Source organism: Gordonia sp. PS3 (genome assembly GCF_041950545.1).
In the GTDB taxonomy this organism is placed as follows: Bacteria; Actinomycetota; Actinomycetes; order Mycobacteriales; family Mycobacteriaceae; genus Gordonia; species Gordonia sihwensis.
The window spans coordinates 541,732-555,200 of record NZ_CP169524.1 but is presented as its reverse complement, the minus strand read 5'-3'; the positions used below and the strand labels follow the sequence as shown (position 1 = coordinate 555,200).

The following is a 13,469-nucleotide window of genomic DNA, read 5'->3' as shown; positions in this document are numbered from 1 at the left end:
TCAACTCGCGTCTCCTTCACTGACCGTCGCGCGAATCATCTGCCGGCGGCCAACCGGGTGCCGACCAGTCGCGGGGGGCGCCGTAATCCGGCCGAGTCCCGTGGCCGTGCCCCTGCCCGGGTCCGGGCTGGTGCTCGGAGCCGGGCGTCCCGTTCTGGTGCGGCACGTGCGGTTCCGGCGGCCCGGACGGCTGCTGACCGTAGGGCGTGCCGTACTGCGGTGCCTGCGCGTGAGGCGGAGCACCGTACTGCACCGGCTGACCGAAAGCGGGCGCCGCCGGATCGGCCTGGCGGGCGGGAACCGGTACCGGCTCCTCCACCGGCGGCCACGGCTCGCCGCGCTCGGCCGCCAACTCGCCGGGAGTCTTGATCGGCGGTTTGGTGCTCGGGATCCGCTCACCGAAGATGTCGAATTTGGTGATGCGCGGGCGCTTGCCCACCTCCCCGAGGATCGCCTCGAGATCCTTGCGGACCAGGGTCTCCTTCTCCAGCAGAGCGCCGGCCAGCACGTCCAGCACGTCGCGGTACTGGTTCAGGATCGACCACGCCTCGGTGTGCGCGGCCTCGATCAGATTCCGTACCTCGTCGTCGATCTCCGCGGCGACGCCCACCGAGTAGTCCGGTGTCGACCCCATGCCGCGGCCGAGGAACGGATCGCCCTGCTCCTGGCCGTAGCGGACGGCGCCGAGCTTGGCGCTCATGCCGTACTCGGTGACCATCGCCCGCGCGATCTTGGTGGCCTGGTCGATGTCGGAGCTGGCTCCAGTGGTGGGCTCGTGGAAGACGAGCTCCTCGGCGGCACGACCGCCCATGGCCATCACCAGCCGGGCGATCATCTCCGATCGGGTCATCAGGTCCTTGTCCTGCTCCGGAACGGCCAGGGCGTGGCCGCCGGTGCGTCCGCGGGCCAGGATGGTGACCTTGTAGATCGGATCGAGGTCGGGCATCGCCCACGCGGCGAGCGTGTGACCGCTCTCGTGGTAGGCGACGACCTTCTTCTCGTGCTCGCTGATGATCCGGCTCTTGCGGCGCGGGCCGCCGATCACGCGGTCGACGGCCTCCTCCAGCGCCTCGCCGGTGATGACCGTCTTGTTCTCGCGCGCCGTCAACAACGCCGACTCGTTGATGACGTTCGCGAGATCGGCACCGGACATGCCCGGGGTGCGCTTGGCGAGCCCGTCGAGGTCGGCGTCCGGCGCGATCGGCTTGCCCTTCGCGTGCACGGCGAGGATCGCCTTGCGCCCGGCGATGTCGGGGTTGCCGACCGGGATCTGGCGGTCGAAGCGGCCGGGACGCAGCAGCGCCGGGTCGAGGATGTCGGGCCGGTTGGTCGCGGCCATGACGATGACGCCGGAACGGTCACCGAAACCGTCCATCTCGACGAGCAGCTGGTTCAGCGTCTGCTCGCGCTCGTCGTGCCCGCCGCCGAGCCCGGCGCCGCGCTGTCGGCCCACCGCGTCGATCTCGTCGACGAAGATGATGCACGGGCTGTTCTGCTTGGCCTGTTCGAACAGGTCACGCACACGCGAGGCGCCGACACCGACGAACATCTCCACGAAGTCCGAGCCGGAGATCGTGAAGAAGGGCACGCCGGCCTCGCCGGCCACGGCGCGCGCGAGCAGCGTCTTACCGGTGCCGGGCGGACCGTACAGCAGCACACCCTTCGGGATCTTGGCGCCGAGTGCCTGGTATCGAGCCGGGTTCTGCAGGAAGTCGCGGATCTCGTCGAGTTCCTCGACGGCCTCGTCCGCACCCGCCACATCGGCGAAGGTGGTCTTCGGCATGTCCTTGCTGAGCTGTTTGGCCTTCGACTTCCCGAAGCCCATCACCCCGCCGCGTCCACCCTGCATCCGGCTCATCACGAAGAAGAAGAGCCCGAAGAGGATCACCATCGGCAGGACGAAGATCAGGATCGACTGCCAGATCCCGGAGTCCTTGGTGACGTTCGTCTGGTACTCGGACCCGGTGTCGACCACGGCGTTGAAGATCCGGCTGGTGACGCCGGCCGGGTACTGGGTCGAGATCTTGCTGGCCTCGGAGTCCCCGACCTTGATCGGATCCTTCAGTTCGATGCGGAGCCGCTGCTCCCGGTCATCGATCTGGATCGACTTGGTGTTCTTCTTGTCCAGCTGGGCCATTGCGACCGACGTGTCGACATCGGTGTACTCGCGATCGGAATTCCGCATCATGCTGAAGCCCCAGATGGCGAACAGAATGACGGCCACGATGGCCAGATTCCGGAACAGTGTCTTGCGATTCATGCGTGTACGCGTGGGCGCGGGTCGTTGTGTTCGGTGTTCACCACGCCGCCGTGCCCATTTGTCCTTCCCGTCGGCTCGAAATACGAGGCTACCTGTAGAGGGCCGGATCGTCGCCGCCGTACGGCCTGCTCCGTCGAGCCCCGGCCCGGGTTGCCGGCTGAAGACTCAACTTCGCAGGTGGTCCGGTTGTTCCGCCGACCGTGCCGCGGCCACCCGATCAGGACGAGTAGACCGACGGATGGAGCCTGCCGACGTACGGCAGGTCGCGGTAGCGCTCGGCGTAGTCGAGTCCGTATCCGACGACGAACTCGTTGGGGATGTCGAAGCCGACGTCGGCCACGTCGAGCGTGGCCCGCACCGCGTCGGGCTTGCGGAGCAGCGTCACCACCTCGAGCGAACGCGGCGAACGCGTCGCGAGGTTCTTGATGAGCCACGAGAGCGTGAGGCCCGAGTCGATGATGTCTTCGACGATCAGCACATCCCGGTCGGTGATGTCGCGGTCCAGGTCCTTGAGGATGCGCACCACCCCGGACGAGGAGGTCGACGAACCGTAACTCGAGACGGCCATGAACTCGAGCTGCGACGGGATCGGCAGGGCGCGGGCGAAGTCGGTCATGAACATCACGGCGCCCTTGAGGACTCCGATCAGGACCAGATCGTCCGGAGCGTTCCGATACCGGTCGCCCACCGCACGGGCCATCTCCACCGTTCGAGCACGGATCTGTTCCTGGGTGATCAGGACTTCTTCGATGTCGTCGCCATAGCTGTCGTCGCGCTCCACCCCTATAGCTTCGCACGGCCTGCGGCGCCGGTGAGTCCGGGTTCTCGATGAGCGAACTGTGGAAGTGAGGGTGGGAGGAGGTCCGGAGCGCGTCCGCAGCGGCGATTCCGTGACACAAGTGACGCGTTTCTCACGCATTCTGCGCACATCTGGTCCGGATCGCCCTGTTCGCGCCCTTAGTAGTGGAACGTTGTCGCGACCGAGCCTCGTGGCCGCGACGTCATCGAACCACCTGGAAAGAAGTACGAGCATGTCTGTCCGAAACGCACCGCGGGCGATCATCGCGGTCATCGCTGCCGTCGCCGCGGTACTCCCCTTCCTCGCCGCGCCCGCGCACGCGGCGCCGAACGAGCCTCGGCCGCACGCCCGAGTGCAGTCGAGCCGCGACCACGTCATCGTCACAGTCGCCAACGCCTCGGTCAGCCGCGAGGACCACACCCTTGTGCTTCGAGACCGTTCCGGACGGGTGCTCGAACGGTTCCCCCTCACGTTCATCGCGCCCGATGACCGCACGTACCCCATCGACGCCGATGTCTCCGGACGCACCGTGCGACTGACCCCGTCCAGGGACCTCGCGCGGTCGTCGCGGACCGACGCGGCGCTTCTGGAGAAGGTCCGCGTCGCCGACGCCAACGGCTACAAGAGCAAGGACGAACGCGACGACGCCGCTTTGTCGCGCCTGAGCCGCGAAGTGACCACCGGCGCCACCGTCTCGACCGTGATCGGCGCCGCCTTGGGCGCAGTCCTCGGAGGTGCGGCCGGCTGCCTGTTCGGTCTCGCGGCGGGACCGCTCGGGTGCTTCTTCGCCGGAGTGCCGCTCGGCGCGACCGCCGGCGCCGGTCTCGGTGTGATCATCTCGGGCGGCGTCGCCGGGGCGGCCGTGCTCCACTACTTCGACACCGTCAACCGGCCCTTCAAGGACCTCACGCCGCCGACGTCCACGTCGCCCTCCACAACGGCACGCGCGTCGTCGGCCACTCCCTCCAAACACTGATCCGTCAGCACTGACTCGGCGACCGCCGAGCCGACCGCGGCCCGCCCGGCTATCCGGGCGGGCCGCTCCGCGTCGTCCGAAGGAACCCTTTTGGCGTATCCCCCGTCACATAAGTCACAGTGTGTGCCGTTCTGGCACATATTTGTCGGGGAAGTCTTAGTTTTCTCTCAGCTCAGTTGCGATCCGGCGTCGAGACCGTCACTTCCGGTGCCGGGGTCACGATCGGGGGTTCCGGGCTCACAGCCAGTCACATGAGAGGGAGTCATGTCTCTTCGCACATCACTACGCAGCGTCTTCATCGCCTTACTCGCGCTCGCCACGGCCTTGCCGTTCCTGGCGTCGCCCGCGCATGCCGCACCGCAGCAGCCACGCGCACAGGTCCAGCGCAACGTTGACGACGTCACCGTCAAAGTCTTCGGGGCAACGGTCGCCGTGGAGGGCGGCAACCTGGTGTTCCGGAACGCGTCCGGCAAAGCGCTCGACGTGGTTCCGCTGACTTACGTCGGCAAGGACGCCCGCACATACCCGATCGACGCGACGGTCAAGGGCGACGTCGCCACGCTGGTGCCGTCGAAGGACGAGGCGCGGTCGACGACCACACCGGCGAGCGTCCTGGAAGCTGGTAAGAGGCCGGCTCAGCGGGTCATCTGCGGACCGCAGACCCGCAAGCAGCGCGATAAGGAAGCGCTGGACCAGATGAACTCCGAGCTCGGCACCGCGGCCACCATCGGCGGCATCGCTGGCGCGATCATCGGCGCGGTCCTCGGCCTCATCCTCGGAGCCGGTAATCCGGGGATCGCCTTCATCGCGGGCCCCGTCGGCGCACTGCTCGGTGCAGGAGGCGCGGTCGCGGGTGCCGCCATCAATGGCACGTTCGCCCGCTACTTCAAGACCATCAACAGCCCGTTCAAGCCGAAGGTCTGCAACATCTGACTCATCTCGGTACTCGCTTCACCGTGAGCTCTTGAGCCCGCCTCGTCACGACGAGGCGGGCTCGCTTGTCGCCGCCCACCGCGACCGGCCCCTGTCCGCGCCAGTCCGTGATGAGCGCGTCCACGGTACGGACCACCCGGTAGACGGGGTCGTTCGCCCCCACCGATCGGAGCCACCCGCGGAGCACGCGGGTCCGCAGCGCGGCCGGGGCCGAGCGCAGCGGTTCCACGTCCAGCACCCGGCCGTAGGCACACTCTTCCAGCAGTTCGGTGGCCGGTGGGTCGAGTGCGTCGGCATCGTCCTGCAGCTGCGACGCGGTGCGCGCGAGTGACTCGGCGGCACCGCCTCCGACGACCTCGTCGAGCAGAGGCAGCACCTCCTTGCGGATCCGCACCCTGGTGAACCGGGGATCATCGTTGTGCGGATCGTCCCAGACCGGGAGTCGCCACCCGGCGCAGGCCTCGCGGGTGTCCGCACGCCGCACTCCGAGCAGCGGCCGTCCCCAGGGCGCGGACCACTCCCGCATCCCGGCGATCGACCGGGCCCCGGAACCTCGGGCCAGCCCGAGCAGGACCGTCTCGGCCTGGTCGTCGAGCGTGTGGCCCAGCAGTACGGGCCGGGAGTCGCGGGCCTCACCGAGCGCCGCGTACCGCGCGCGACGCGCGGCCGCCTCGAGTCCCCCCGCACCCTCCACGGTCACCTCGCGGACCTCGGCCGAGGCACCCAGTTCGCGGGCCGTCTCGGCGGCTCGCGCGGCCACGGCGGCCGAGCCGGTCTGCAGCCGATGGTCGATCACCACCGCGTGCACGGTGAGGCCGGCCCGGATCGCGGCGGCCGTCAGAGCGAGTGAGTCCGCACCGCCGGACAGCGCGACGCACACCGCGTCGTCGTCCAGGTGACGATCGGCGAAACCGCGGACCGCGCCGATCAGCGTCTGCTGCGCTCGCCTGGTCATCGCCGCTAGCCGAGCACCCGCTCGATCCAGTCGTCCGGCGCGTCGATCTCCGACATCAGCGGCATCGTCTCGGGCGACGACCAGACGGTGTTGAACCGGTCCATTCCGACGCGGTCGACCACATGGTCCACGAAAGCCTTGCCCCGCACGTACTGTGCCATCTTCGCGTCCATCCCGATCAGCGCGCGGATGAGCCGCTGCAGCGGATTCCGGGGCGCCTTGCGACGCTGGTCGAAGGCCGCGCGGATGGTCGCCACCGTCGGCACCTGCGCCGGACCGACAGCGTCCATGACGTGATCGGCGTGTCCTTCGAGCAGCGTTCCGAGCACCAGCACCCGCTCGAACGCAGCGTACTGTTCGGGCGATTGCAGCAGTTGCATGAGGCCGATCACGCCCTTCTCGCGCGGCTTGCCGCTGCGGACCGACTCGGTGATGCGGGTGACGAGCTCGGCCACCGACTCGTCCCCCTCGCCGGTGAGCGCTCCGACGTTGGTCCTCATGTAGTCGGCGAGCCACGGGTTCGCCGAGAACTGCACCCGGTGGGTCACCTCATGCAGGCAGACCCACAACCGGAAGTCGGACGGGTCCACGCGGAGCTGACGTTCCACCGCGATGATGTTCGGAGCCACCAGCATCAGCACGCCCGGTTCCCCGGTCTGCGGATCGAGGCTGAATGGGTCGTACTGACCCAGAATCGCGCTCGAGAGGAAGGCCAGCAGACCTCCGGCCTGCACTCCCGCGATCCGTCCGGTGAAACCGGGCCGGTGCGGGCGGACCTCCGGTTGCCGCGTGGCCGCATCGTCCGGACCGAGCATCGCCGGCATCGAGCGCGCGGCGGCGTCGATCCACCCCGATCGGTCCAGGATCTGCGCGGCGGGGACGGCGAGTCCGTCGGCCAGCCCCGTGACCTCCCGTACCGGGCCCTCCGCACGCACCGCCGCGTCCGACAGTTCGGCGTACGCCTGGTCGGAGGTGTAGCGCGTGATCCGCGGGCCGGGCCGGGCGACTCGCTTACCCACCGTGGCGGCCAGGCCCCAGTCGATGTTCTCAACCGGCGTGGCGGAGGACTCGTCGGAAGCCGAGTGCTCGGGAACGTTCATTGATCTTCCTTCCGGTCGGTCAGCCGCGGCAGCCGCAGTCGCGGAGCGCCCCGACCACCGCGTCCACGGCCGGACGCGCGTCGGCCGGCGAGGTCCCGCCGGAGATCATCGCGAACGCCAGGACTCTGCCGTCGACTGTCTGCACTGTTCCGGTCAACGAACTGACGCCGGTCAGTGTTCCGGTCTTGCCGCGAACCCATCCCGCCCCGTCGGTCGACGCCGGGAAGAACCGGTCGGCCAGGGTTCCGGTGCCGTGAGCGACGGGCAGCGAGTCGAGCAGCGAGCGCAGCTTCGGCCGCCCGTCCCCGGCGGCCGCCGACATCAGTTCGTCGAGCAGCGACGCGGGCACGCGATCGGAGTACGAGAGGCCCGAGGAATCCACCAGCGTCGCATCCCCCACATCGAAACCGTTGGTGCGGAGGGTCTTCAAGACCGCCTGCGCTCCGCCCGAGATGCTCGGCTCACCGCCGGTCGCCTCCGCCAGCTCGATGCCGAGCGACTCGGCGAGAACGTTGTCGCTGTACCGCATCATGTCGCCGACCCGGACCGTCAACGGTGCCGACTTCACCGAGGCGATCACCGGCGCACCCGACGGGGCCGTGGTCTCGGCGACCGGGCTGTTGAGTCCGAGCGCCTCGGCGAGTGCGCGGCCGGCGGCGAGCGCCGGCTGGTCGGTGCGCGGCGAGTACTCGTCGTTCGGCTTGAGTCGGCCGCCGTCGACCATCAGCGACTCGATCGGCGTGATGTCGCCGCCCTCGATGTCCCGACGGTCCCAGGTCTTCTGCATCGTCGGGCCGGTGAACAGCGAGGTGTCGACGGCGATGGACGTGACGTGCCTGCCGCTCCGCTTGATCTGCTCGGCCAGATCGGAGATCCGGCCGGGCGAGGAGTAGAACGACGGCTCGCCCGCGGGCGTCGACGTCAGAGTCGGATCGCCCGCTCCCACCAGGATCGCTTCACCGTTCGCGCCGAAGACCACTTCGGTGGTGACGCGCGAATCGTGCGGCAGGGCCAGCAGCACGGCCGATGCGGTGAGGATCTTGGCGTTGGAGGCGGGCACACGTGGTTCGTCGGCTCCCTGCGACCACAGCACTTTGCCGGTCAGCGGGTCGGACACCTGCCCGGTCAGTTTGCCCAGTGCCGGATCCTTCAAAGGCTTCGCCAGTTGCTTCGCGACTCCCGCGGCCGTCGGGACCGGCGCGTTCGGCGACACCGGGACGATGGCCGGGTCCAGCGATGCCGCAGCCGGACGAGCCGGGGTTCCGGGAGGAACCGGATCGGCCCGGTTCTGGTAGAGCCACCAACCGACGCCCGCGCCCGCCACCAGCACCATCACCAGCACGACGATCAGGATCCAGCGCAGCACTCTGCGCGGCCGCCGGGCGGCGGGACTTGTCGGCTGGGCCACGTATCCTCCGGTCTGCGGTCTGCGTTCGACGGTGTTAACAGTATCCTTGACAGCCGTTGAAGCAATTTCCGGACAGTCCGTCAGCAACGCCAGGAGGCAGCATGGAGTTCGAAGTCACCGTCGAGATCCCCAAGGGTGGCCGCAACAAGTACGAGGTCGATCACGAGACGGGCAAGGTCTACCTCGACCGCTACCTGTACACGCCGATGGGCTACCCGGCCGACTACGGCTACATCGACCACACCCTGGGCGAGGACGGCGATCCGCTGGACGCGATGGTGCTGCTCACGGAGTCGGTGTTCCCGGGTGTCATCGTGAAGGCGCGGATCGTCGGCATGTACACGATGACCGACGAGGCAGGCGGCGACGACAAGCTGCTCGCCGTTCCGGCCGGCGACCCGCGCTGGGACCACATCCAGGACATCGACGATGTCAGTGAGTTCGAACTCAACGCCATCTCGCACTTCTTCGAGCACTACAAGGATCTCGAGCCGGGCAAGGAAGTGACCCCCGGCGGCTGGGTCGGCAAGGCCGAGGCGGCCAAGGTGGCCCAGGCGGCTGTCGACCGCTACCAGGGCTGATCCCTCCCCGCACAGACCGAAGAGGAGCAGAGCGCACCCGCGCCCTGCTCCTCTTCCGTCTGCGGCCCGTCCCCGTTTCGACTCGCTGCGCTCGCTCAACAAGCCTGGGAAAAGCCACCCAGCCCCCAGGCTCATCGAGTAAGCGAGCGAGCGCAGCGAGCACGCGCATCGAGACCCCACACCGTTTCGACTCGCTGCGCTCGCTCAACAAGCCTGAGAAAAGCCACCCAGCCCCCAGGCTCATCGAGTAAGCGAGCGAGCGCAGCGAGCACGCGCATCGAGACAAAGCACCGTTTCGACTCGCTGCGCTCGCTCAACAAGCCTGAGAACACTCGCTCAACAAGCCTGAGAAAAGCCACCCAGCCCCCAGGCTCATCGAGTAAGCGAGCGAGCGCAGCGAGCACGCGCATCGAGAACTCACACAGTTTCGACTCGCTCCGCTCGCTCAACAAACCTGGTGAGAACACTCGCTCAACAAGCCTGAGAAAAGCCACCCAGCCCCCAGGCTCATCGAGTAAGCGAGCGAGCGCAGCGAGCACGCGCATCGAGACAAAGCACCGTTTCGACTCGCTGCGCTCGCTCAACAAGCCTGGTGAGAACACTCGCTCAACAAGCCCGCGAACAGCCACCCAGCCCCAGGCTCATCGAGTAAGCGAGCGAGCGCAGCGAGCACGCGCATCGAGACCCAGCAACACGCAGCGACTCGCTCCGGTCAGTCGGCCGCGACCGGCTTCGGGTCGTCGCTCTTGCTCTCGGGCGACGGCGGACGGCGGAGCGAGACCTCCGACCACGTCACCGTGCCGATGATCGACAGGATCGACAGGATCGAGACCGACAGGAACACCTTGTCCATCGAGTCCGCGAAGCCGCGCTTGATCGGCTCCGACAACTCCTTCGGGAGCTTCTCGATGACGGAGGTGTCCTTCATCGTCGCCCCGGCGCCGCCGCCGGCACCGGGGTCCTCCGCCGCGGTGATCAACGAGTGACCGAAGGCCGCCACCTGCGGATCATGGCTGGTAGCCGCCTGCTGGACGGCCGCGGTGAACTCAGGAGTGCCCGACGCGTCTTTGAGCTGATCGGCGATGTTGGGGCCCATCGTCGAGAACAGCAGCGAGAAGAAGACCGCGACGCCGAGCGTGCCGCCGATCTGCCGGAAGAAGGTCGCGGTGCCGGTCGCCATACCGGTGTCGCGGACCGGCAGGATGCTCTGCATCGCCAGCATGAGCGGCTGCATCAGGTTGCCGAGGCCGAAACCGAGTCCGGCTGCCGCCAGCATCACGAGGTACAGCTGGGTCTGCGTGTCGACGAAGTGCAGCAGGAACGACATCGTCGTGATCAGGATGGAGCCGATGATCGGAAACACCTTGTATCGCCCGGTACGCGAGATCAGCTGGCCGGCCATGATGGAACCGATCATCATGCCGGCCACCATCGGCAGCATCTGCAGACCGGCGACCATCGGGCTCGAGCCACGGAGCACCTGGAAGTACTGGGGCAGCATCGAGATACCGCCGAACATGACCGCACCGACGATGAGGGAGACGAGGATGCCCTGTGCGAAGACCCGGTTCTTGAAGACGCGGAGCGGGATGATCGCCTCGTCGCCCATCTTGTTCTCGATCACAATGAACGCGGCGATACCCGCGGCGCCGATCAGGTAACAGATGACGCTGTTCAGCGACGTCCAGCCCCAGTCACGGCCCTGTTCGGCGACGATCAGCAGCGGCGCGACGGCCACCGCGACAGCGGTAGCGCCCCAGTAGTCGGTGCGGTGTCCGGTCAGCTTCTGCTGCGGGTAGTTCAGCACCTTGTAGACCACCACCAGCGCGATGAGGCCGATCGGCACGTTCACCAGGAACACCCAGCGCCAACCGGAGACGCCCAGGATCGAGTTCGCGCCGGCGAGGAAACCGCCGAGCACCGGGCCGAGCACGCTGGACGTGCCGAAGACCGCCAGGAAGTAACCCTGGTACTTGGCGCGTTCCAGCGGTGCGACGATATCGGCGATCGTGGTGATCGCCAGTGTGAACAGACCGCCCGCGCCGAGACCCTGGAGCGCACGGAAGCCGGCCAGCTCGTACATCGACGTCGACATGCTGCACAGGAGCGACCCGATGATGAAGATCGTGATCGCGAGCAGGAAGAACTGCTTGCGTCCGTAGATGTCCGACAGCTTGCCGTAGAGCGGCGTCACGATCGTCGAGGTCACCAGGTAAGCGGTGGTGACCCACGCCTGCAGGTCGTATCCGTGCAGGTCGTCGGCGATGGTGCGGATCGCCGTCGACACGATCGTCTGGTCGAGCGCGGCGAGGAACATGCCGATCATAAGTCCGCTCATGATCGTGAGGACCTGACGATGCGTCAGGTTCCGGCCGGGGAAGTCGGCGGCGGCAGTTGGTGAACTCATCAATCAGCTTTCGTGGTGCAGGGGAAGATTCGGGTTTCGACCGCGTCGACGAACCGGCCGAGGAGGCGGACGAATATCTCGAACTCCTCCGCGGACCAGTCCTCCACGGTTTCGCCGACGAGTCGTCGTCTCGACTCGGCGATCTCGCAGACCTTCTCCCGGCCGTCGTCGGTGAGGACCAGCTGCGACGCACGCCCGTCTTCGGGGTGCGCCTCGCGCCGGACGAATCCTTCCTTCACCAACTGCGCGACGTGCCGACTGGTGGTCGAGGGGTCTGTCACCAGCCGATCGGCGAGGTCGCGCGAGCGCATCGGGCCGTTCCGCAGGACGAAGAGCGCTCGGTACGCGGCGGTCTCGAGTGAGCCATTGCGTCCGTTCCAGATTCCGGTGTGCAGCGCCCGATCCCTGAGCCGCGTGTATCGGCTGAGGGCGACGAACATCTCGTCGAGCTGTTCGGGCGTCGCTTTCACTCTCATCCCTCTTCGTTGCAGTCTGCAATCAACTAATTGCGCTCTGCAAGTATGAGAGGTGCCGACTCCCGGCCGCAACTGAGAAATTTCGGCATAAATGGACGTACGTCCCGCGCCCGGCGAACCCCACCGCACCCGCTGTGAAAGCGACGAGAAATCTACCGCCGCACCAGATCCGACAGCGCTGCCAGCAGACGATCGACATAGTCCGACGACGTCCCGAGACCGAAGCTGGCCCGGACCGCACCGTCGGGGTAACCCAGCTTCCGCAGCAGCGGATGCGCGCAGAACTTGCCGTCGCGCACGCCGATCCCCCGCGTCACCGACAGATATTCGGCGACACTGCGCGGGGAATGGTTCTCCACGGTGAAGCCGGCGATGCCGACGCGGTCGGCCGCATCGTCGAAGACCCGCAGCGGATGCACGCCGGGCAGCAGCGCCAACCCCTCGTCGAGACGCTGCTGCAACCGGTGCTCGTGATAGCCGATCTCCTCGAAACCGATGTCCTGCAGGGCCTGCGCCGCCGCTGCGAGCGCCACCACCCCCAGCGTGTTGGGAGATCCGGCTTCGTGACGAGCGGCACCGGTGTGCCACGCGACCCGGCCGTCGAGGTCGACGTCGGCGGTGGCGCCGCCGCCGGCCAGGTACGGTTCCGCCGCATCGAGCCAGTCGCCGCGGCCCACCAGCGCGCCCGCACCGAACGGCGCGTACAGCTTGTGGCCGGAGAAGACGAGGTAGTCGATGCCCCAGGACGCGATCGAGACGGCGCGGTGCGGGACCAGTTGCGCGGCGTCCACCAGAATGCGCGCGCCGTGCCGATGCGCCGCCGCGGCCAGCCGTCCGATCGGCAGCACCTCGCCGGTCACGTTCGACGCACCGGTGATCGCGAGCAACGCGGCGGGCGCGGCAGCGAGTTCTGCTTCGAGCCGCCCCACCGTCTCTTCGACGGTGCGGGCCGCCGGCACCACGCGAGCACGGCCGGTCCGGGTCCAGGGCAGCAGGTTGGCGTGGTGCTCGATGTCGAGCACCACCACGTCGCCGGGGGTGACGTGCGCGGCGAGATTGACGGCGTCGGTGGTGTTGCGCGTGAACACCACCGTGTCGTCGCTTCGACCGCCGACGAACCGCCGGACAGTCTCCCGAGCCTGCTCGTATCGCGCTGTCGTGACCTGAGAGAGATGGCCCGCGCCCCGATGCACGCTCGCATACTCGGTCAACGCGCCGGAGAGCCGTTCCGCGACAGACACGAGAGCCGGGGCCGATGCCGCGTAGTCGAGGTTCGCGTAGACGGTCTCGCCCCCTGCGGTGGTCGGCACCGTGGTGTCGGCACCGACCACCGGCGCGAGGGGACGAATGGGTGCCGGGCACACGGCCCGGTCGAGGATTGCGGTCATGACACGACTCCAGTAGATCTCCGCACTTGCCGGACGTCGGTCGACGCCGGCCGGGTCGTCACCTGGAGCACCCCACCGCGGTGGAGGGTTGCCGACCGGCCAGCCAGGGCTTCGCACCGGTTCTCGTGACCCGCCGTCAAGGATGCCGGTACGCGTCATTCGCGGAAAGCATTAAAACCACGGCGG

The 13,469-nt window shown here is 67.9% G+C and carries 11 protein-coding genes and 1 riboswitch; of the genes, 3 read left to right on the top strand and 8 right to left on the bottom strand.

The features are described 5' to 3' along the window. Positions 1–16: 16 nt before the first annotated feature. Both ftsH and hpt read right to left on the bottom strand, forming a co-directional pair. Positions 17–2,260, bottom strand: a complete 2,244-nt coding sequence (gene ftsH / locus ACE11G_RS02505) for an ATP-dependent zinc metalloprotease FtsH (protein WP_375003559.1) — start codon at positions 2,258–2,260, stop codon at positions 17–19. 217 nt (positions 2,261–2,477) lie between these two features. After that, positions 2,478–3,041, bottom strand: coding sequence for a hypoxanthine phosphoribosyltransferase (hpt, locus tag ACE11G_RS02500; RefSeq protein WP_006896170.1), 564 nt, complete (start codon positions 3,039–3,041; stop codon positions 2,478–2,480). Positions 3,042–3,291: 250 nt separating this feature from the next. On the opposite strand from hpt, the gene ACE11G_RS02495 reads away from it, so the two are divergent. Beyond that, positions 3,292–4,035: a hypothetical protein gene (locus ACE11G_RS02495; RefSeq protein ID WP_222111787.1), complete on the top strand. Its 744-nt coding sequence runs from the start codon at positions 3,292–3,294 to the stop codon at positions 4,033–4,035. Between the two features lie 264 nt (positions 4,036–4,299). Then, the gene (locus tag ACE11G_RS02490; protein ID WP_222111788.1) at positions 4,300–4,968 is read left to right on the top strand and encodes a hypothetical protein; all 669 of its coding nucleotides are present in this window, start codon (positions 4,300–4,302) and stop codon (positions 4,966–4,968) included. Position 4,969: 1 nt separating this feature from the next. Here the strand turns inward: ACE11G_RS02490 and tilS are convergent, their stop codons facing one another. Genes tilS through dacB form a run of 3 tightly spaced genes read right to left on the bottom strand, consistent with a single transcriptional unit; the run spans position 4,970 to position 8,389 of the window. Next, positions 4,970–5,923 (bottom strand): tRNA lysidine(34) synthetase TilS, encoded by a 954-nt coding sequence (gene tilS / locus ACE11G_RS02485; protein WP_222111789.1) that lies wholly within the window; start codon positions 5,921–5,923, stop codon positions 4,970–4,972. A gap of 5 nt (positions 5,924–5,928) precedes the next feature. Next, complete coding sequence (locus ACE11G_RS02480) at positions 5,929–7,023, bottom strand: zinc-dependent metalloprotease (RefSeq protein ID WP_062366076.1); 1,095 nt, start codon at positions 7,021–7,023, stop codon at positions 5,929–5,931. A gap of 19 nt (positions 7,024–7,042) precedes the next feature. Next, on the bottom strand, positions 7,043–8,389 hold the full coding sequence (dacB, locus tag ACE11G_RS02475; protein WP_222111792.1) for a D-alanyl-D-alanine carboxypeptidase/D-alanyl-D-alanine-endopeptidase: 1,347 nt from the start codon (positions 8,387–8,389) through the stop codon (positions 7,043–7,045). A 143-nt stretch (positions 8,390–8,532) separates the two neighbouring features. Between dacB and ACE11G_RS02470 the strand changes: the two genes are divergently transcribed. Next, complete coding sequence (locus ACE11G_RS02470; protein WP_006896164.1) at positions 8,533–9,012, top strand: inorganic diphosphatase; 480 nt, start codon at positions 8,533–8,535, stop codon at positions 9,010–9,012. 712 nt (positions 9,013–9,724) lie between these two features. On the opposite strand, the gene ACE11G_RS02465 is transcribed toward ACE11G_RS02470, so the two are convergent. The 3 genes from ACE11G_RS02465 to ACE11G_RS02455 form a co-directional block, all read right to left on the bottom strand. Next, positions 9,725–11,419 carry an MDR family MFS transporter gene (locus ACE11G_RS02465; protein WP_006896161.1) on the bottom strand — a complete coding sequence of 565 codons (1,695 nt, stop codon included), beginning with the start codon at positions 11,417–11,419 and terminating at the stop codon, positions 9,725–9,727. Beyond that, positions 11,419–11,895: a MarR family winged helix-turn-helix transcriptional regulator gene (locus ACE11G_RS02460; protein ID WP_062366082.1), complete on the bottom strand. Its 477-nt coding sequence runs from the start codon at positions 11,893–11,895 to the stop codon at positions 11,419–11,421. The genes ACE11G_RS02465 and ACE11G_RS02460 overlap by 1 nt, the downstream gene beginning before the upstream one ends. Before the next feature lie 152 nt (positions 11,896–12,047). Further along, positions 12,048–13,283: an aminotransferase class V-fold PLP-dependent enzyme gene (locus ACE11G_RS02455; RefSeq protein ID WP_375003554.1), complete on the bottom strand. Its 1,236-nt coding sequence runs from the start codon at positions 13,281–13,283 to the stop codon at positions 12,048–12,050. 17 nt (positions 13,284–13,300) lie between these two features. Then, positions 13,301–13,414: riboswitch (SAM riboswitch) on the bottom strand. Positions 13,415–13,469 lie beyond the last annotated feature (55 nt).

Bases quoted from the DNA above. Each gene is read 5' to 3' on its own strand.
- ACE11G_RS02495 (WP_222111787.1), top strand. From the start codon at position 3,292: ATGTCTGTCCGAAACGCACCGCGGGCGATCATCGCGGTCATCGCTGCC.
- ACE11G_RS02460 (WP_062366082.1), bottom strand. From the start codon at position 11,895: ATGAGAGTGAAAGCGACGCCCGAACAGCTCGACGAGATGTTCGTCGCC.
- ACE11G_RS02480 (WP_062366076.1), bottom strand. From the start codon at position 7,023: ATGAACGTTCCCGAGCACTCGGCTTCCGACGAGTCCTCCGCCACGCCG.
- ACE11G_RS02465 (WP_006896161.1), bottom strand. From the start codon at position 11,419: ATGAGTTCACCAACTGCCGCCGCCGACTTCCCCGGCCGGAACCTGACG.
- ACE11G_RS02490 (WP_222111788.1), top strand. From the start codon at position 4,300: ATGTCTCTTCGCACATCACTACGCAGCGTCTTCATCGCCTTACTCGCG.
- ftsH (WP_375003559.1), bottom strand. From the start codon at position 2,260: ATGAATCGCAAGACACTGTTCCGGAATCTGGCCATCGTGGCCGTCATT.
- tilS (WP_222111789.1), bottom strand. From the start codon at position 5,923: ATGACCAGGCGAGCGCAGCAGACGCTGATCGGCGCGGTCCGCGGTTTC.
- ACE11G_RS02470 (WP_006896164.1), top strand. From the start codon at position 8,533: ATGGAGTTCGAAGTCACCGTCGAGATCCCCAAGGGTGGCCGCAACAAG.
- ACE11G_RS02455 (WP_375003554.1), bottom strand. From the start codon at position 13,283: ATGACCGCAATCCTCGACCGGGCCGTGTGCCCGGCACCCATTCGTCCC.